The 20,573-nt window shown below is 74.8% G+C and carries 2 protein-coding genes; both read right to left on the reverse strand.

Going from position 1 to position 20,573, the window contains the following annotated elements; genetic code table 11:
• Positions 1 to 6: 6 nt before the first annotated feature.
• Complete coding sequence (locus AB0B35_RS07300) at positions 7 to 10,734, reverse strand: type I polyketide synthase (RefSeq protein ID WP_361041884.1); 10,728 nt, start codon at positions 10,732 to 10,734, stop codon at positions 7 to 9.
• A 19-nt stretch (positions 10,735 to 10,753) separates the two neighbouring features.
• Positions 10,754 to 20,557, reverse strand: coding sequence for an SDR family NAD(P)-dependent oxidoreductase (locus tag AB0B35_RS07305; protein ID WP_361041887.1), 9,804 nt, complete (start codon positions 20,555 to 20,557; stop codon positions 10,754 to 10,756).
• Between the last annotated feature and the right edge of the window lie 16 nt (positions 20,558 to 20,573).

Here is a 20,573-nt window from a genome sequence, read left to right on the forward strand (position 1 = left end):
AGGCCCCTACAGCTCGAACTCGGTGTCGATGATGTCGAGCAGCCGGTCCAGCGGAACCGTCTGCAGATCGTGCTCGGATTCCGCCCCCGCGGTCGAGACGGCCGAACCGCGCAGGCCGACCAGCATCCGTTCCAGCCGTGCCGCGATCGGTCCGGCGACCTCCGCGTCGCGGGTCAGCGCCGCCAGTCCCGCCTCCAGGCGGGCCAGCTCCTGCTCGAACGAGACCGGCACGGCCGCCGAGGGCAGCTCGGCCGCCAGGTAGCCGGCCACCGCCCCGGCGGTCGGGTAGTCGAACACCAGCGTGGCGGGCAGGCGCAGCCCGGCGGCCGAGCCGAGCCGGTTGCGCAGCTCGACGGCGGCCAGGGAGTCGAACCCCAGGTCGGTGAACGGCCGGTCGGGGTCGATGGCGTCCCGGCCGCTGTGCCCGAGCACCGCGGCGATCTCGGCGCGGACCAGATCGGACAGCAGCCGGTCGCGCTGCTCGGCATCCAGCCCGGCGAGCCGCTGCGACAGCGGCACGGTCGGGGCGGCCGACGCCTGGGCGCGGGCGCGTACCAGGCCGCGCAGCACCCGGGGCAGGCCGCCGCCGAGGGCCCGCAGCGCGGCGGTGTCGAAGCGCACCGGCGCGAGCAGGCTCTCGTCGTGGACCATCGCGGCGTCGAACAGGGCCATGCCCTCGTCCTCGCTCATCGGCACCACCCCGCCGCGGGCGACCCGCCTGCGGTCGGCCTCGTCGAGCTGGGCGATCATGCCGCCCTCCTGCGCCCACAGGCCCCAGGCCAGGGAAATGCCGGGCAGCCCGGCGGCGCGGCGCTGGGCGGCGAGCGCGTTGAGGAACGCGTTGCCCGCCGCGTAGTTGGCCTGTCCCGGCGGCCCCAGCAGGCCGGACACCGACGAGTAGAGGACGAACGCGGCCAGTTCCCGGTCCCGGGTCAGCTCGTGTAGGTGCCAAGCGGCGTCGGTCTTGGGCCGCAGCACGCCGTCGACCTGCTCGGGCGTCATCGCGGTGAGCATGCTGTCGTCGAGCACGCCCGCGGTGTGCAGGACGGCGGTCAGCGGCCGGTCCGCCGGCACGGCCGCGACGAGCCGCGCGACCTGGTCGCGGTCGGACACGTCGCAGGCCGTGATCTCCACCTCGGCTCCCTGGCGGGTGAGCTCGTCGCGCAGCTCGTCGGCCCCGGGCGCGGCCGGGCCGCGCCTGCTGACCAGCAGCAGCCGCCGCACCCCGTGCCGGGCGACCAGGTGCCGGGCGAGCAGCGCGCCCAGGCCTCCGGTCGCGCCGGTGACCAGGACGGTGCCCGCCGGGTCCCAGTCGAGCGCGGACGGTTCGCGGCGCGGGGCCGCGGCCAGGCGCGGGGTGAGGACCTTTCCTTCGCGTACGGCGAGGTCGGTCTCGCCGGAGCCGAGCGCGACCGGCAGCGCGGCCAGGGAACGCGCGTCCCCGTCGACGTCGACGACGGCGAAGCGGCCGGGGTTCTCGGTCGCGGCCGACAGCAGCAGGCCACGCGCGGCGGCGTACGGCAGGTCGGTCGCGGCCTCGTCGCCCGCCGCGACGGCTCCGCGGGTGAGCAGGACCAGGCGGGAGTCCGCGAAACGGGGTTCGCGCAGCCAGCGCTGCGCCAGGTCGAGCACCTCTTGGGCAGCCGCGCGGGCCTGCTCGGCGACGTCGCCCGACGGGTCAGCCGCCACGGGCACGAGCACCTGCGGGGGTATCTGATTGCCGGATTCGGTCAGTTCGGACAGTCCGCCGTAGCGGGTGCCCGGCAGTGCCGCAGCGTACTCCTCGTCGCCGAGCACCGCCCAGTCCGCGGCGGTCTGCGCTGCGGGCACGTCGGTCCAGTCAACGCGGTAGAGCGCGTCGTGCGGGGCGGCGGCGAGCGCGTCGGCGGGGATCGGGCGGGACAGCATCGACTCGACCGAGACCACGGGGGTGCCGTACTCGTCGGTGAGGTCCAGGCGCACCGTGTCGAGGCCCGCGTCGGCGCTCTGCCGGGTCAGGCGGCCGCGCAGGGCGGTCACGCCGGGGCGGTGCAGGGTCACGCCGTTCCAGGAAAACGGCAGGCCGGGTGTGGTCGATTCGGCGGTCACCCCGGGCAGCAGGGCGTGCAGGGCCGCGTCGAGCAGGGCCGGGTGCACCATGCACCGGCCCGCCGCGGCCCGCTGCGCCTCGGGGAGTTCGACCTCGACGTACAGCTCGCGGTCGCGCTGCCAGACCCGGCGCATGCCCTGGAACGCCGGACCGTAGCGGTAGCCCTGCCCGGCCAGGTCGTCGTATACGCCGGTGACGTCCAGCTCGGTGACCTCCGGTGGCGGCCACGCCGTGCCGGCCGCCTCGGGCACCGCGGGGGTCTCCGTGAGTACCCCGGCGGCATGCTGCGACCACGCCGCGTCCGGGTCGCCGTCCGGCCGCGAGTGGATCTCGACGGTACGCCGTCCCTTGTCGTCGCGCTCGGACACGGTGACCTGCACCCGTACCCCGCCGCCCGCCGGCAGCGCCAGCGGCGCGACGAGGGTCAGCTCCTCGATACGCGGGCAGCCCGCCTCCCGGGCGGCGCGCAGCGCCAGCTCGACGAACGCCGTGCCCGGCAGCAGTACGGCGCCCATCACGGCGTGGTCGTTCAGCCACGGTTGGGTGGCGGGCGACAGCCTTCCCGTGAGCACCAGACCGCCGCCGGCCAGCTCGACCGTCGCGCCGAGCAGCGGGTGGTCGGCGTCGCCGACACCGATCGCCGCCGCGTCGCCCGCACCCGGCGGCACGGTGAGCCAGTAGCTCTCGTGCTGAAACGCGTACGTCGGCAGCGGCACCCGCCGCCCCTGGCCACGCAGCACGGCGACCCAGTCGACGGCCGCCGCGCCGCGCACGAAGACCTCACCCAGCGCGGCCAGCACGCTGTGCTCCTCCGCCCGATCCCGCCGCAGCATCGGCACGGCCACAGCGTCGGTGACGGAGTCGGCGGCCATCGCGGTCAGCACCGCGTCCGGCCCGACCTCCAGCAGCGTGGACACACCCTGCCGCTCCAGCTCGACCACCGCGTCCGCGAACAGCACCGGACGCCGCACGTGCTCCACCCAGTAACCCGGCCGGGACAGCTCATCGGCACCCACCAGCCCGCCGGTCACCGAGGACACGAACGGCACCGTCGGAGCCTCGAACCGCAACCCCGACACGACCTGCTCGAACTCGGCCAGCATCGGTTCCATCAATGGTGAGTGGAACGCATGGCTGACCGCCAGCCTGCGCCCGTTCACGCCCAGCGCGGCGACGACGGCGTCCACGGCCTGCTCGTCACCCGAGATCACCACCGACGACGGACCGTTGACCGCCGCGATGCCCACCGACGATGCCAGGTCATCGCCAGACGCGATGCCCACCTGGCCCGCGCGCAGGTCGGCCAACCCGGCCAGCGCAGCCGTGACCTGCTCACGCGAAGCCCGCACCGCCACCATCGACCCACCCGACGGCAGTGCCTGCATCAACCGGCCCCGCGCCGCGACCAACGTCGCCGCATCCGCCAGCGACAACACCCCGCCCACATGCGCAGCCGCGATCTCACCGATCGAATGCCCCGCCACGAACCCCGGCGTCACACCCAGCGACTCCACCAGGCGGAACAGCGCCACCTCCACCGCGAACAGCGCAGGCTGCGTCAACCCCGTCTGCTCCAGACCGTCCCCAGAAGCGACCGCATCCCACAACGACCGGCCCAGCAACGGGTCAAGGACCGCGCACACCTCGTCGAACGCCGCCGCATACACCGGAAACGCCTCATAAAGGCCGAGTCCCATGCCCGCCCGCTGCGCACCCTGACCCGTGAACAGCAGCGCAAGCGCGCCCCTGCCCACCACACCACCGGCGGTGCCGTCCGCGACCGCCCGCAGACCGGACAGCAACTCGTCACGATCCCCGCCGACGACCACCGCACGGTGCTCGAACACCGTCCGGGAGGTCAGCGTGCGTGCCACGGCAGCGGGTTCGTGGTCCCCCACCGCCGTGAGCAGGCGGGCCGCCTGATCGCGAAGCGCCGTGGCGGTCCGGCCGGAAACAACCCACGGCACCGTTTCGCGCGCCGGCAGGATCTCGGACGACGGGGACGCGGCAGGCGACTTCACCGTCCGGAAGTCGGGGGTGGACGGCTGCGGTGGCGCGGCGGGCTGTTCCAGGATCACGTGGGCGTTGGTGCCGCTCACGCCGAACGACGACACCGCCGCCCGGCGGGGCGCAGCCGAATCAGGCCACGGCCGGGCGGCGCGCAGCAGCTCCACGGTGCCGCCGGACCAGTCGATGTGCGGCGACGCCTCGTCGACGTGCAGCGTCTGCGGCAGCACCCCGTGCCGCATCGCCATGATCATCTTGATGACACCGGCCGCCCCCGCCGCGTGCTGGGTGTGGCCGAGGTTCGACTTCACCGAGCCGAGCAGCAGCGGCCGGCCGGCGGGCCGTTCCCGCCCGTACGTGGCCAGGATCGCCTCGGCCTCGATCGGGTCGCCGAGCCGGGTGCCGGTGCCGTGCGCCTCGACGGCGTCCACGTCGGCCGGGGACAGCCCCGCCGAGGCGAGCGCCTGCCGGATCACGCGCTGCTGCGACGGGCCGTTCGGGGCCATCAGCCCGTTGGACGCCCCGTCCTGGTTGACCGCGGAACCGCGCAGCACGGCGAGGATCTCGTGACCGCGGGCGCGGGCGTCGGACTCGCGTTCGAGCAGCAGCATCGCCACGCCCTCGGCCCAGCCGGTGCCGTCGGCGGCGGCCGAGAACGCCTTGCAGCGCCCGTCCGGGGCCAGCCCGCGCTGGCGGCTGAACTCGACGAACAGCGTCGGCGTCGACATCACCAGCGCGCCGCCGGCCAGCGCCATGTCACATTCGCCGTTGCGCAGCGCCTGCGCGGCCAGGTGCATCGCCACCAGCGACGACGAGCAGGCCGTGTCCAGGGTGATCGCGGGACCGGTCAGGCCCAGGTGGTACGCGATCCGCCCGGAGGCGATGCTGTTCGCGCTGCCGGACAGCAGCTGGCCCTCGAACCCGGGCACGCGGGCCAGGATCGTGGCGTGGTCCTGGCTGCTGACGCCGACGAACACGCCGGTCTGCCCGCCCCGGGCCGCCTGCGGGTCGACCCCGGCGCTCTCGAAGCTCTCCCACGCCGTCTCCAGCAGCAGCCGTTGCTGCGGATCCATGCTCAGCGCCTCGCGCGGCGAGATCCCGAACAGGCCCGCGTCGAACCGGTCGATGCCGCTGACGAAACCGCCCTGCCGGGTGTAGCTCTTGCCGGCCGCGTCCGGGTCGGGGTCGTAGACGCCCGCCACGTCCCAGCCGCGGTCGGCGGGGAAGTCGCCCACCGCGTCCCCGCCGCGCGCGACGAGATCCCACAGCTGCTCCGGGCTTTCGACCCCGCCGGGCAGGCGGCAGGCCATGCCCGTGATGACGATGGGGTCGTCGTCGGCCACGGCCGTCACCGCGACCGGTGCCGCCGTCGCGGCCGCGCCGCCCAGCTCGGTGTCCAGCAGGGTCGCGATGGCCTGCGGCGACGGGTAGTCGAAGATCAGCGCGGCGGGCAGCCGCAGCCCGGTGACCGTGTTGAGCTGGTTGCGCAGCTCGACGGCGGTCAGCGAGTCGAAGCCGACGTCCTTGAACGCCCTCGCGGCGTCGACGGTGTCGGCGCCGGCGTGCCCGAGCACCGCGGCGACCTGGCCGCGTACCAGATCGAGCAGGACCTTGGCCCGGTCGGCGGCGGACAGGCCCGCCAGCCGCTCACGCAGCCCGGCCGAACCGCCCTGCCCGCGACCGGCGGCCGCGCGGCGCGGAGCGCGGCGCACCAGGCCGGTCAGCAGCGCGGGCAGGTCGTTCATGGCGCGCAGCGCGGACAGTTCCAGGCGCATCGGCAGCACCGCCGCGTGGCCCTCGGCGAGCACCGTGTCGAACAGGCGCAACCCCTCCTCCTCGCGCAGCGGCGACATGCCGGCGCGGGCGATACGGGCGAGGTCGTTGCCGGACAGTTCCGCGGTGATGCCGCCGTCCTGGGCCCACAGGCCCCAGCCGATCGAGGCCGCGGGCAGCCCGGCGGCGCGGCGGCGCAGCGCCAGCGCGTCCAGGAAGGCGTTGGCTGCCGCGTAGTTGGCCTGGCCAGGCCCGCCGAACACGCCCGCAGACGAGGAGTAGACGACGAACTGGTCCAGCTCGGCGTCCCGGGTGAGGTCGTGCAGGTGCCACGCGCCGTCGACCTTCGGCCGCAGCACCCGGTCGAGCTGCTCTGCGGTCATCCCCGCGGCGACGGCGTCGTCGAGCACGCCCGCGGTGTGCACGACAGCCCCCAGCGGGACCGCCGGGTCGATACCGGCCAGCAGCTCCGCGAGGGCGTCGCGGTCCGCGCTGTCGCACGCCGCGACGGTGACCTGAGCACCGAGCCCGATCAGGTCGGCGCGTAGCTGCTCCGCGCCGGGCGCGTCGAGACCCCGGCGGCTGGTCAGCAGCAGGCGGCGTACCCCGTGCGCGGTGACCAGGTGCCGGGCCAGCAGCGCGCCGAGCCCGCCGGTCGCCCCGGTGATCAGGACCGTGCCGTCGGCAGGCCAGGTTGCGGACGGTGCCGCCGGTGCGGACTCGACCCGGGCGAGCCGGCCGGCGAGCGCCTGCCCGTCGCGGAGGACGAGCTGCGGTTCGCCGGTGGCCAGGGCCGCACCGAGGTCGCCGTCGCCGTCCACCAGCACGAACCGGCCCGGGTTCTCGGTCTGCGCGGTGCGCAGCAGGCCCCACGCGGCGGCCAGCGCCAGGTCCGGCGTCTGGCCGACCGCGCCCCGAGTGTGCACCACGAGCCGCGAATCCGCGTACCGGTCGTCGTCGAGCCAGCGCTGCACCAGGTCGAGCGCCTGCCGGGCGGCCTCGCGCACACGGTCCGGCTCCGGCCCGTCCGCAGGGGCCGCCAGCTCGGTCAGCACGATGGCGGGCACCGAACCCGTGGCGGGCAGGTCCGCGAGTCCGGTCCACTCGGCTCGGGTCGCTTCGGCTGCCCGCAGCGGCACCCAGTCCAGCCGGTAGAGGTGGTCGTGGAAGGTCCGGCCCGCGCCGCGCAGCGCGTCGGCCGACACCTGCCGGGACAGCAGCGAGTCCACCGTGGCCACCGGTGCGCCGGTCTCGTCGTAGGCGTCCAGGGCCACCGTGTCCGGGCCGGACAGGGCCAGCCGGACCCGCAGCGCCGCCGCGCCGCCCCGGTGCACGGTCACGCCGGACCAGGAGAACGGCAGCCCGCCGGGCAGGTCGTCGCCGGCCACCCCGCGCAGCAGCGGGTGCAGCGCCGCGTCCAGCAGCGCCGGGTGCAGCACGAACCGGGCCGCGTCGGGGCGTACCGCTTCGGGCAGTGCGACCTCGGCGTAGATCGTGGCGCCGTCGCGGTAGACGTGGCGCAGCCCCTGGAAGGCGGGGCCGTAGCCGTGGCCCTGCGTCACCAGGCGCTCGTAGAGGCCGTCGACCGGGACCTCCCGGGCCCCCACGGGCGGCCACACGCCTAGGCCGGCGGGGTTCGCCGGAGCCGACGGTCCGAGCAGGCCTTCGGCGTGGCGGGTCCAGGGCTGGTCCTCGTCGGCGCGGGAGTGGATCGTCAGCTCGCGCTGCCCGTCCGGATCGGCCGCACCCACCACCACCTGCAACTGCACCGGGTCGGTTCCGGCCAGCACGAGCGGCGTGGCCAGTGTCAGCTCCGCGACGTGATGGCAGCCGACCTGGTCGCCGGCGCGCGTGGCGAGTTCCAGCAGCGCCGTGCCGGGAACCAGCACGGTGTCCAGGATGGCGTGGTCCGCCAGCCACGGGTGGGTCTGCGTGGAGACGCGGCCGGTCAGCACGACCGTGTCGCCCTCGGCCAGTTCGACGGTCGCGCCGAGCAGCGGGTGGCGGGCCGCGCCGAGACCGGCTGCGGCGACGTCGCCGCTGCCCGCCGGGGGCAGCAGCCAGTACCGCTCGTGCTGGAAGGCGTAGGTCGGCAGGTCGACGGGTTGCGCGCCGGTGCTCTCGTAGGCGGCGGCGAGCGCGACCGGCACACCACGCGCGAGCAGACGGCCCAGCCCGGCCCACAGTGCCTGGGGCTCGGGCAGGTCGCGGCGCAGCAGCGGCACCGCGACGGCGTCGGTGACGGAGTCTGCTGCCATCGCGGTCAGCACCGCGTCCGGCCCGACCTCCAGCAACGTGGCCGCACCCTGCCGCTCCAGCTCGACCACCGCATCCGCGAACAGCACCGGACGCCGCACGTGGTCGACCCAGTAACCCGGCTGGGACAACTCGTCGGCACCCACCAGACCACCGGTCACCGTCGACACGAACGCGATCTTCGGCGGCTCGAACCGCAGCCCCGACACGATCTGCTCGAACTCTTCGAGCATCGGCTCCATCAACGGCGAGTGGAACGCGTGGCTGACCGACAGCCTGCGCCCGCTCACGCCCAAGGCTGCGACGACCGCGTCCACAGCCTGCTCGTCACCAGAGATCACCACCGATGCGGGGCCGTTCACCGCCGCGATGCCGACCGCCGACACCGGAACGTCGCCGGTAGAGCTGCCCACCTGGCCCGCGTGCTGCTCGGCCAGCTCCGCCAGCGCCGCGGTGACCCGCTCGCGCGAAGCGCGCACGGCCACCATCGACCCACCGGCAGGCAGTGCCTGCATCAACCGGCCCCGCGCGGCGACCAGCGTCGCCGCATCCGCCAGCGACAGCACCCCTGCCACATGCGCAGCGGCGATCTCACCGATCGAGTGCCCCGCCACGAAGCCAGGCGTCACGCCCAACGACTCCACGAGCCGGAACAGCGCCACCTCCACCGCGAACAGCGCAGGCTGCGTCAGACCGGTCTGCTCCAACCCGTCCCCGGACGCGATCGCGTCCCGCAACGACCGGCCCAGCAGCGGATCCAGGACCGCACACACCTCGTCGAACGCCGCCGCATACACCGCAAACGCCTCGTAGAGGCCCGAGCCCATGCCCATACGCTGCGCACCCTGACCCGTGAACAGCAGGCCCAATCGGCCCGGTGTCACCACGTCCTGTACGACGTCGGGTGAGGGCGTACCCGCTGCCAGCGCGGACAGGCCCGACAGCAGGGTGTCGCGATCGGGTCCGGTCACCACGGCCCGGTGGTCGAACCGTGCCCTGGCCGTGGCCAGCGTGAAGCCGACATCCTGCGCGTCGAGACCGGACACGGCCGCGTGCAGCCGTTCGGCCTGCTCTCGCAGCGCCTGCGGGTTACGGGCGCTCAGCAACCACGGCACGACCGGCATCGCCACCCGCACGGCCGGGACTGGAACGTCCACGGTGGACCCGTCGCCGGACGGCCCGGCAGGGTCGACCGGCGCGGCGACCTCGGCAACCGCTGCCTCGGCGGCCGGGGCCTCCTCGATGATCACGTGGGCGTTGGTCCCGCTGATGCCGAACGAGGACACCCCGGCCCGGCGCGGTGTCTCCGCGCGCGGCCAAGGCCGCTGGTCGGTCAGCAGCTCGACCGCGCCCGACGACCAGTCCACGTGCGGTGACGGCGCGTCCACGTGCAGCGTGCGCGGCAGAGCCTCGTGCGACAGCGCCTGCACCATCTTGATCACACCGGCGACACCCGCGGCCGCCTGGGTGTGCCCCAGGTTCGACTTGATCGAACCGAGCCGCAGCGGCCGGTCCGCGGGCCGGTCCTGCCCATACGTCGCCAGCAGCGCCTCGGCCTCGATCGGGTCGCCCAGGGTGGTGCCGGTGCCGTGCGCCTCGACCACGTCCACGTCGGCCGGGTCCAGCCGGGCGTTGACCAGCGCCTGCCGGATCACCCGCCGCTGCGACGGCCCGTTGGGCGCGGTGAGCCCGTTGGACGCCCCGTCCTGGTTGACCGCCGAGCCGCGCAGCAGCGCGAGCACGCGGTGGCCGTTGCGCCGGGCGTCGGACAGCCGCTCCAGCAGCAGCATGCCCGCGCCCTCCGACCAGCCCACCCCGTCGGCCGCGGCGGCGAACGACTTCGACCGCCCGTCCGGGGCCAGCCCGCGCTGGCGGCTGAACTCGACGAACGTGCCCGGCATCGACATCACCGTGACGCCGCCGGCCAGCGCCAGGGTGCAGTCACCCGAGCGCAGCGCCCGCGCCGCCAGGTGCATCGCCACCAGTGACGACGAGCACGCGGTGTCGACGGTGACGGCCGGGCCGACCAGGCCCAGGTTGTACGCGACCCGGCCGGACGCGACGCTGCCCGCGCTGCCGGTGAGCAGGTATCCCTCGAACCCTTCCGGAATGTCGTGCAGCAGCCGTACGCCGTAGTCGGCGTACATCACCCCGGCGAACACGCCGACCGGGGTCTCCTGCGCGGCGGCCGGGTCGATGCCGGCCCGCTCGAACGCCTCCCACGAGATCTCCAGCAGCAGCCGCTGCTGCGGGTCCACACCGAGCGCCTCCCGCGGCGACATGCCGAAGAACTCGGCGTCGAACGCATCGGCGTCGTGCAGGAAGCCGCCCTCCCGGGAGTAGCTCTTGCCGGTCGCCTCCGGGTCCGGGTCGTACAGGTCCGCGGGCCAACCCCGGTTCGCCGGGAACTCCGACACCGCGTCGACGCCGTCGGCGACGAGCCGCCACAGGTCCTCGGGCGTGCGCACCCCGCCCGGGTACCGGCAGGCCATGCCGATGATCGCGATGGGCTCGGTGTCCTGCGACTCCAGTTCCTGCAGCCGCCGACGGGTCTGGTACAGCTCCGCCGTGACCTTCTTGAAGTACCCGAGCAGTTTCTCGTCCGCCATTGTCAGCTATCTCCCCAGCTCAGATCGCGATGCCGAACTCGCGCCCGACGAAGTCGTAGAGCTCGTCGGCTGACGCGTCCCGCAGTTCCGAAGTCACGTCGGTGGTCGCCGCGGGGGTGTCCCACTGCGACAGCAGCTCCTGCAGGCGCACCTTCGCGCGTGCCCGGGCCAGGTCGTCGAGGTCGGCGGCGAGCGCCGTCTCCAGCCGGTCGAGTTCCTGGTGCACCAGCCGCTCCGGGTCGATGCCGGGGCCGGCCAGCGCCGCCCGCAGATGCTCGGCGAGCGAGCCCGGCGTCGGGTGGTCGAACACCAGCGTCGCGGGCAGCCGCAGCCCGGTCAGCGTGTTGAGCCGGTTGCGCAGGTCCACCGCAGTGAGTGAGTCGAAACCCAGCTCCTTGAACGCCCGGTCGGGATCGACGGCGGCCCCGGCGGCGTGGCCGAGCACCGTGGCGACCTGCTTGCGGACCAGGTCGCCGAGCAGTTCCCGCTGCTCGGCCTCGCCGAGCCGGGCGAGGTCGTCGGCGAGGCCGGACATCCGCTGGCCGCTCGCCGCGGTGCGCTGTCCCGGAATCGGCACCAGGCCGCGGAGCAGGGCCGGCACGGCGTTGCCCGGGGCGCGCAGCACCCGCAGGTCCAGCCGCATCGGCAGCAGCCACGGGTCCGGCCGGCCGAGCGCGGTGTCCAGCAGCGCCAGGCCCTCCTGCTCGTCGAGCGCGGTGAGACCGGCCCGCGCCATGCGCTGGAAGTCGGCGTCGCCGAGGTGGCCGGTGATGCCGCTGCTCCGGGCCGCCCACAGGCCCCACGACAGCGCGGTCGCGGGCAGGCCCTGCTCGCGGCGGTGCAGGGCGAGGCCGTCGAGGAACGCGTTGGCGGCCGCGTAGTTGCCCTGGCCGGGTGCCCCGAACACGGCGGCGGCGGAGGAGAACAGCACGAACGCGTCGAGGTCGGTGTCCTGGGTCAGCTCGTGCAGGTGCCAGGACGCGTCCACCTTGGGCCGTAGGACACCGGCGAGCCGGTGCGGGTCCAGCGAGCCGATGACGCCGTCGTCGGCGACACCGGCGGCGTGCACGACGGCGGTCAGCGGCCGGTCGGCGGGGATGCCTGCCAGCAGGCGGGCCAGCGCGTCCCGGTCGGCGGTGTCGCAGGCGGCCACGGTGACCTGCGCGCCGAGCGCGGTCAGCTGGTCGGACAGTTCCTGGGCTCCGGAGCCGGCCAGACCGCGCCGTCCGGCGAGCAGCAGGTGCCGCACGCCGTGTTCGACCACCAGGTGGCGGGCCAGGATCGCGCCGAGGCCGCCGGTGCCGCCGGTGATCAGCACGGTCCCATCGGTGCGCAGCGCCGCGCCTTCGCCGGTGGCCGGGCGCACCCGGCTGAGGCGGGGTGCGCGTACCCGGCCCTGCTGGATCGCCACCTGCGGTTCGCCGGTGGCCAGCGCCGCGGGCAGCAGGTCGGCCGCGTCGTCGGCGCCGTCGAGGTCGGCCAGCAGGATCCGGTCCGGGTTCTCGGCCTGCGCGGACCGCAGCAGCGCGGTGGCGGCGGCCAGTGCCAGGTCACCGCCGCCGGCGTCCTCGGCGAGCAGGCCGCGGGTCACCACGACCAGCCGGGACTGCGCGAACCGCGGGTCGCCCAGCCAGGCCTGGGCCAGCTCCAGCGCGGCCCGGGTGGCGGCGTGGACCTCCCCGATGACCCCGCCGTCGGTACGGTCGTCCGCGTCGGCGGGTTCGACCAGGCAGGTCAGCACCGTGTCCGGCACCACCTCGCCCGCGTCGGCGAGCAGGTCGTCGAGGTTCGCGCCGTGCCGGGTGACGCCAAGGCGCGCGCCCAGCCGCAGATCGTCGGAGCCGAGCACGGCCCAGCCGGTGCGGTCACCCGCCGGACCCGCGGGAACGGCGTCCCAGTCGACGGTGAACAGGGCGTCGCGGTGGGGTGAGCGGGCGGCCGGGAGCGCGTCCGCGGTGACGGTGCGCCACTGCAGCGAGCGGGCTTCGGCCACGGGCGCACCGGTGGCGTCGGCGATCAGCACCGCGACCGTGTCCGGGCCGGTGGAGGTGAACCGGACCCGCAGGTCGGTCGCGCCGACGGCGTGCACCGACACGCCGTTCCAGGCGAACGGCAGGGCCGGTTCGGCGTCGTCGAGGGCGCGGAGCATGAACGCGTGCAGGGTCGCGTCGAGCAGCGCGGGGTGCAGCCGGTAGCCGGCCGGGTTCAGCGAATCCGGCAGGGCGACCTCGGCGTACACGTCGTCGCCGCTGCGCCAGGCCCGGCGCAGGCCCTGGAACCCAGGACCGTAGCCGTATCCCTGCACGGCCAGCCGGTCGTACGCGTCGTCGACTGGCAGCTCGTCCGCGCCCGGCGGCGGCCACGCCGTCAGGCCCTCCCCGGGGGCGACGGGCACGGCGGGCGCGACGAAGCCGGTCGCGTGGCGGGTCCACTCGTCGCCGTCACCGGCGCGGGCGTACACACTGACGGGTCGGCGTCCGTCGTCGGCGGCGGCGCCCACGGCCACCTGCAACGTCACCGGCTCGCCGGCCGCCAGCACCAGTGGCGCGGCGAGGGTCAGCTCGTCGAGCACGCCGCAGCCGACCTGGTCACCGGCGCGCACGGCCAGCTCGACGAAGGCGGTGCCCGGCAGCAGCACCGTGTCCATCACCCGGTGGTCGGCCAACCAGGGCTGGCCGTACAGCGAGATCCGGCCGGTGAGCAGCGCGCCGTCACCGCCGGCCAGTTCCACCGCCGCGCCGAGCAGCGGGTGCCCGGCGTCGTCGAGGCCGGTGGCGGCCAGGTCGGCCGCCGCGGCCGCGGTCAGCCAGTACCGCTGCCGCTGGAACGGATACGTCGGCAGGTCCACCGAGGACGCGGCGTCGGCCCGGCGCGGCCACCCGGTGATCGCTCCCCTGGTGTGCAGGCGCGCCAGCGCCGTGAGCAGCTCGCGTGCCTCGTCGCGGTCGCGCCGCTGCGGGCCGACCGCCGCGACCCCGTCCGGCAGGAACGCGGACGCCATCGCGGTGAGCACGGCGTCCGGCCCGATCTCCAGCAGCGTGGACGCACCCTCCCGGACCAGTGTGCCGACCGCGTCGGCGAACAGCACCGGTCGGCGTACGTGATCAACCCAGTAACCCGGCCGGGACAGTTCCTCGGCACTGACCAGCGCACCGGTCACCGAGGACACGAACGCGACCTTCGGCGGTTCGAACCGCAACCCCGACACGACCTGCTCGAACTCGCCCAGCATCGGCTCCATCAGCGGCGAGTGGAACGCATGGCTGACCGCCAGCCTGCGACCGTCCAGGCCCAGCGCCGCCATGACCGCATCCACGGCCCGCTCATCACCGGACACGACCACCGACGCCGGGCCGTTGACCGCCGCGATACCGACCCGGCCCGCGAACGGCTCCCCCAGCCCGTCGAGCGCAGCCGTGACCTGCTCACGCGAAGCGCGCACCGCCACCATCGACCCACCCGACGGCAGTGCCTGCATCAACCGGCCCCGCGCAGCGACCAACGTCGCCGCATCCGCCAGCGACAACACCCCGGCCACATGCGCAGCCGCGATCTCACCGATCGAATGCCCCGCCACAAGATCGGGCGTCACACCCAGCGACGCCGCCAGGCGGAACAGCGCCACCTCGACCGCGAACAACGCAGGCTGCGTCAACCCCGTCTGCTCCAGACCGTCCCCAGAAGCGATCGCGTCCCGCAGCGACCGGCCCAGCAACGGGTCCAGGACGGAGCACACCTCGTCGAACGCCGCCGCATACACCGGGAACGCCTCATAAAGGCCGAGTCCCATGCCCGCCCGTTGCGCGCCCTGGCCCGTGAACAGCAGACCGAGCCGACCAGATGCCACCGCGTCGGTGACCAGGCCCGGGGCGTCGCTGCCGGAGGCGAGGGCGGACAAGCCCGCGGTCAGTTCGGCAAGGTCATCGCCGAGTACGACAGCCCGGTGATCGAAAGCGGTGCGACTGGCCAGTGCCGCTGCGATCGCGGTGACGTCGGCATCGTCCGCAGCGGGATCCGTGTCAAGGTGGCGTGGATCCACGACCGCGAGCAGCGCCTGTGCCTGGTCGCGCAGGGCGGTGTCGGACTTCGCGGACAACGCCCATGCCACGGGACCGGTGCCCGTGCCGCTCGTCGGCGGCATGACCGGGTCGGGCTCGGGGGCCTGCTCGATGATGACGTGGGTGTTGGTGCCGCTGGCCCCGAACGAGGACACCGCCGCCCGGCGGGGCCGGTCCAGTTCAGGCCACTGCTTCGCCTCGGTCAGCAGCTCGACCGCGCCCGCCGACCAGTCCACGAACGGCGACCGGTTCTCCACGTGCAGCGTCTGCGGCATGACCCCGTGGCGCAGCGCTTGCACCACCTTGATCACACCGCCCACCCCGGCGGCCGCCTGCGCATGCCCGATGTTCGACTTCAACGACCCCAGCCACAGCGGCTGATCAGCAGACCGGCCCTGCCCGTACGTCGCCAGCAGCGCCTCGGCCTCGATCGGATCGCCCAGCCGCGTACCGGTGCCATGCGCCTCGACCAGGTCCACCTCCGAGGTGGACAGACCCGCCGAAGCGAGCGCCTGCCGGATCACCCGCTGCTGCGAAGGACCGTTCGGCGCGGTCAGACCGTTCGACGCACCGTCCTGGTTCACCGCCGAGCCGCGTACCACCGCCAGGACGCGATGCCCCAGCCGCCGCGCGTCCGACAGCCGCTCCACCAGCAGCATCCCCGCACCCTCGGCCCAACCCGTGCCGTCGGCCTCCGCCGCGAACGCCTTGCACCGCCCGTCCGGCGACAACCCGCGCTGGCGGCTGAACTCGATGAACGTGCCCGGGGTCGACATCACCGTCACGCCGCCGGCCAGCGCCATCCGGCACTCGCCGTTGCGCAGCGCCTGCGCGGCGAGGTGCAGTGCCACCAGCGACGACGAGCAGGCGGTGTCGATGGTCATGGCGGGCCCGGTGAACCCGAACGTGTACGAGATGCGCCCGGCGACCACGCTCGACGCCGTACCGGTCATCAGATAACCGTCGACGCCCTCCGGCGCCCGGGTCATCATCGAGGCGTAGTCGGTGCCGTTGCCGCCCGCGAACACCCCGATCTCGGTGCCGCGTACCGTCTCCGGGTCGATCCCGGCGCGCTCGAACGCCTCCCACGCCGTCTCCAGCAGCAGCCGCTGCTGCGGATCCATGGCCAGTGCCTCCCGCGGCGAGATGCCGAAGAACGCCGCGTCGAACTCGGCCGCGCCGTAGAGGAAGCCGCCGTCGCGCGCGTACGTCCGGCCGGCCGCGTCCGGGTCGGGGTCGTAGAGCCCCTCGACGTCCCAGCCCCGGTCGGTGGGGAAGCCGCCGATGGCGTCGCGGCCGGAGGCGACCAGGTCCCACAGGTCCTCGGGCGAGGCGACGTCGCCGGGGAAGCGGCATGCCATACCCACGATCGCGATCGGCTCGTCCGCGTCGGCGGCCTGCCGGGCGGTCACCGTCGCGGCGGGCGCGGCGCTGAACAGCTCGGTGCCCAGGTAGTGCGCGACCGCCTGGGGGTTCGGGTGGTCGAAGACGAGTGTCGCGGGCAAGGTGAGCCCGGTCGCCGCGGCGAGCCGGTTGCGCAGCTCGACCGCGGTGAGCGAGTTCAGCCCCAGTTCGGTGAACGCCTGGCGGCCGCCGAGCTGGTCGGTGCCCGGGTAGCCGAGCACCAGCGCGACCTGGTCGAGGACCAGGCCGAGCAGTGCCCGGTCGCGGTCCTGCGGGCCGAGGCCCGCCAGTCGCCGGCGCAGTTCGCCACCCGCCGTGATGCCGTCCTCCGGCTCCAGTTCGCGGACCTGCGGCAGGTCGGCGATGAACGACCAGACGGAGACCGGCACCGCCCCGGCTACGCGCGGCCAGTCGATGTCGGCGATCACCGCGCAGGCGGGTGCCTGCGTCGCGGCGTCGGCCAGGGCGAGCAGGGCCGGTTCGGCGGCCATCGGGCGGAACCCTGCCGCGGGCGCCACCTCGGCGCCGTCCCACAGTCCCCACGCGACGGAGACGGCGGGCAGGCCGTCGGCGCGGCGGCGCTGGGCGAGAGCGTCGGCGTGCAGCCGCAGGCCGGCGTGCGCGGCCTGGCCGGGCCCGCCGAACAGCGTCGTCGCCGAGGAGAGCAGCACGTACGCGTCGAGGTCGCGGCCCCGGGTCAGTTCGTCGAGCAGCCACATCATGGCGGGGCCGGTGGCCGGGTCGTGGTTGACGTGCACGACGGCGGTCACCCGGCGGGTGGCGAGCACGGTCGCGGCGGCGTCGAGGTCCCCGGCGGCGACCGCCGCGACCTCGGCTCCGGCCGCGGCGAGCCAACCGGTCAGCAGCGCGGCAGCGGGGGTCTCGGCCCCGGACAGCAGCACGGTGCCGCGCGGGGTCCAGGCGGGCCGGTTCCCGGTGGGTGCGGTGTGCAGGCGAGGTGCGTACACCCCGTCGGCACGCAGCGCGTACTGCGACTCGGTGGCGGTGGCGAGCAGGTCGACGAGCCGGAGCCAGCCGGGCTCGTCGAGGTCCGGGGCCAGGTCGACGATGCCCCGCCAGTGCGGCAGGTCCTGCCAGGCGAGTTCCTGCGCCTGCGCCCACCATTGAAGCCCGGCGGGTTCCGGCCGCTCCGCACCGGTGACCGCGACCGCGCCCCGGCTCAGCGTCCAGATCGAGGCCTGGGTGTCGGTGAGCGACGGCAGCGGTGACAGGCCGAGCATGAGCACCCCGTCGGCCGTCGCGGTGACCGCGTCGGCGATCCGGGCGTCCGCGCCTCGGGCCGACAGCGCGCGCACGGCGTGCTGTGCCTCGGCGGCGAAGTCGTCGGCCGCGACGACGAGCCACTCTCCGGTGATCGTGGCCGGGGCCGGGGCGGGCTGCGGCTGCCACACGGTCTGGTAGCGCCACTGTGCCGCGGCGGCCTGGCCGAGGCGGCGGCGACGCCAGCCCGCGAGCGCGGGCAGGGCCGCACCCAGCTCGGTCCCGTCGAGACCTACCAGGTGGGCGAGGGCGGACAGGTCTTCGCGTTCCACGATCTGCCAGAACTCGCGGTCGGCCGGATCGGCGGTGACGTGCCCGGCGGACTGCCCCGCCCAGAACCGCCGCCGCTGGAACGCATAGGTGGGCAGGTCGATCCGCTGCGCCGCGGTGCCGGCGAAGTACGCGGACCAGTCGACGCCCGCGCCACGGGTGTGGATCGCGGCCAGTGCGGTGAGGGCCGCCTGCGGCTCCGGGCGGTCGGCGCGCAGCAGCGGCACGGCGACCGCGTCGGGTGCGAGTTCGGGAACGAGTCCGGACAGGACCCCGTCGGGTCCGATCTCCAGCAGGGTGGTCACGCCCTCGCGGGCCAGCGCGCCGACCGCGTCGGCGAACAGGACCGGGCGGCGCACGTGCTCCACCCAGTACTCGGAACGGCACAGCTGCTCGGCGTCGACCAGGGCACCGGTCACCGTCGACACGAACGGCAGCGTCGGCACGCTGAACCGCAGCCCCGACACGACCTGCTCGAACTCGGCGAGCATCGGCTCCATCAGCGGCGAGTGGAACGCGTGGCTGACCGCCAGCCTGCGCCCGGTCACACCCAGCACGGCGACGACCGCGTCCACTGCCTGCTCGTCACCGGAGATCACCACCGAAGCCGGGCCGTTCACCGCCGCGATACCGACCCGGCCCGTGAGCGGCTCCCCCAGCCCGGCCAGCGCCGCGGTGACCTGGTCCCGTGACGCCCGCACCGCCACCATCGCCCCACCGGCGGGCAGCGCCTGCATCAACCGGCCCCGCGCCGCGACCAGCGTCGCCGCGTCGGACAGCGACAGCACCCCGGCCACGTGCGCAGCCGCGATCTCACCGATCGAATGCCCCGCCACGAACGCGGGGACGACGCCCAGCGACTCGACCAGGCGGAACAGCGCGACCTCCACCGCGAACAACGCAGGCTGCGTCAACCCGGTCTGCTCCAGACCGTCCCCGGACGCGATCGCGGCCCGCAACGACCGGCCCAGCAGCGGGTCCAGGACCGCGCAAACCTCGTCAAAAGCCGCCGCATACACCGGGAACGCCTCGCACAAGCCGAGCCCCATGCCCGCCCGCTGCGCACCCTGACCCGTGAACAGCAGACCCAACCGGCCCGGCACGGCCTCGCCGGTGACCACGGCGGCGCTCGACCGGCCGTCGGCGAGGGCGGCCAGCCCGGCCAGTGCCTCAACGTGGTCGGCGGCCAGGACGACTGCGCGGTGTTCGAAGGCCGAGCGTGTCGCGGCCAGCGACAGACCCGCATCCAGCCGGTCCACCGAGGCGAGCGCGGTGGCGAGCCGCGCGGCCTGCGCGCGCAGCGCACCGGGCGACCGTCCGGACAGGATCCACGGCACCAGGGCGCAGTCCACCGGTGGCGGCGATGCGACCGGCGCGACCGCGGGCGGGGGTTCGTCGGTGGACGCGTCGTCCGGGCCGGTGTCGGCGGGGGCCTCCTCCAGGATCAGGTGCGCGTTGGTGCCGCTGACCCCGAACGACGACACGCCCGCCCGGCGCGGCACGGCGCCGGCCGGCCACGGGCGGGACTCGGTGAGCAGCCGCACCCCGCCCGCGGTCCAGTCCACGTACGGGCTCGGCTCGTCGACGTGCAGCGTCCGCGGCAGCATCCCTGCGCGCAGGGCCTGCACCATCTTGATGACCCCGGCGATCCCGGCGGCGTGCTGGGTGTGGCCCAGGTTCGACTTGACCGAGCCGAGCCACAGCGGCCGGTCGGCGTCACGGCCCTGCCCGTACGTCGCCAGCAGCGCCTCGGCCTCGATCGGATCGCCGAGCTTCGTGCCGGTGCCGTGCGCCTCCACGGCATCGACGTCGGCCGTGGTCAGTTCGGCGTCGGCGAGCGCCTGGCGGATCACCCGCTGCTGCGAGCGCCCGTTGGGGGCGGTGAGGCCGTTGGAGGCCCCGTCCTGGTTGACCGCGCTGCCCCGGATCACGGCCAGCACCCGGTGGCCGAGCCGCCGGGCGTCGGACAGCCGCTCCACGAGCAGCAGTCCCGCGCCCTCCGACCAGCCGGTGCCGTCGGCGGCGGCGGCGAAGGAGCGGCAGCGGCCGCTGGGCGACAGGCCGCGCTGGCGGCTGAACTCGACGAAGGTGCCCGGCGTCGACATCACCATGACCCCGCCGGCCAGGGCCATGGTGCACTCGTCGTTGCGCAGGGCCTGGGCGGCCAGGTGCAGCGCTACCAGCGACGACGAGCAGGCGGTGTCCAATGTGACGGCCGGGCCGGTGAGCCCGAGCTGGTACGCGATGCGCCCGGACGCGACGCTGGAGGTGTTGCCGGTGAGCAGGTGCCCGGCGACGGCTTCGCCCGCCTCGTGCATGCGCGGCCCGTACGCCTGGTCGGTCGCGCCGACGAACACGCCGACCCGCTCGCCGCGTACCCGGCCGGGGTCGATCCCGGCGCGCTCGAACACCTCCCACGCGGTCTCCAGCAGCAGCCGCTGCTGCGGGTCCATGCCCAGCGCCTCGCGCGGCGAGATGCCGAAGAAGGTCGCGTCGAACTCGGCGGCGTCGTGCAGGAAGCCGCCCTCGCGGGCGTACGTCTTGCCGATCGCGTCGGGGTCGGCGTCGAACAGCCCGGCGAGGTCCCAGTCGCGGTCGGCCGGGAACGGCCCGATCGCGTCGCCACCGGCCGCGACGAGGTCCCACAGCTGCTCCGGCGAGTCGACCTCGCCCGGGAAACGGCAGGCCATGCCGACGATCGCGATCGGTTCGCGGCGTCGCTGCTCGATCTCGCGCAGCCGTCGCCGCGCGTCGCGGGCGTCGGCGACCGCGCGCTTGAGGTATTCGCGAAGCTTGTCCTCGTCTGCCATCTCTCAGCTCCGATGT

Origin of the sequence: Catellatospora sp. NPDC049133 (assembly GCF_040648455.1) — a bacterium.
Lineage (GTDB): Bacteria > Actinomycetota > Actinomycetes > Mycobacteriales > Micromonosporaceae > Catellatospora > Catellatospora aurea.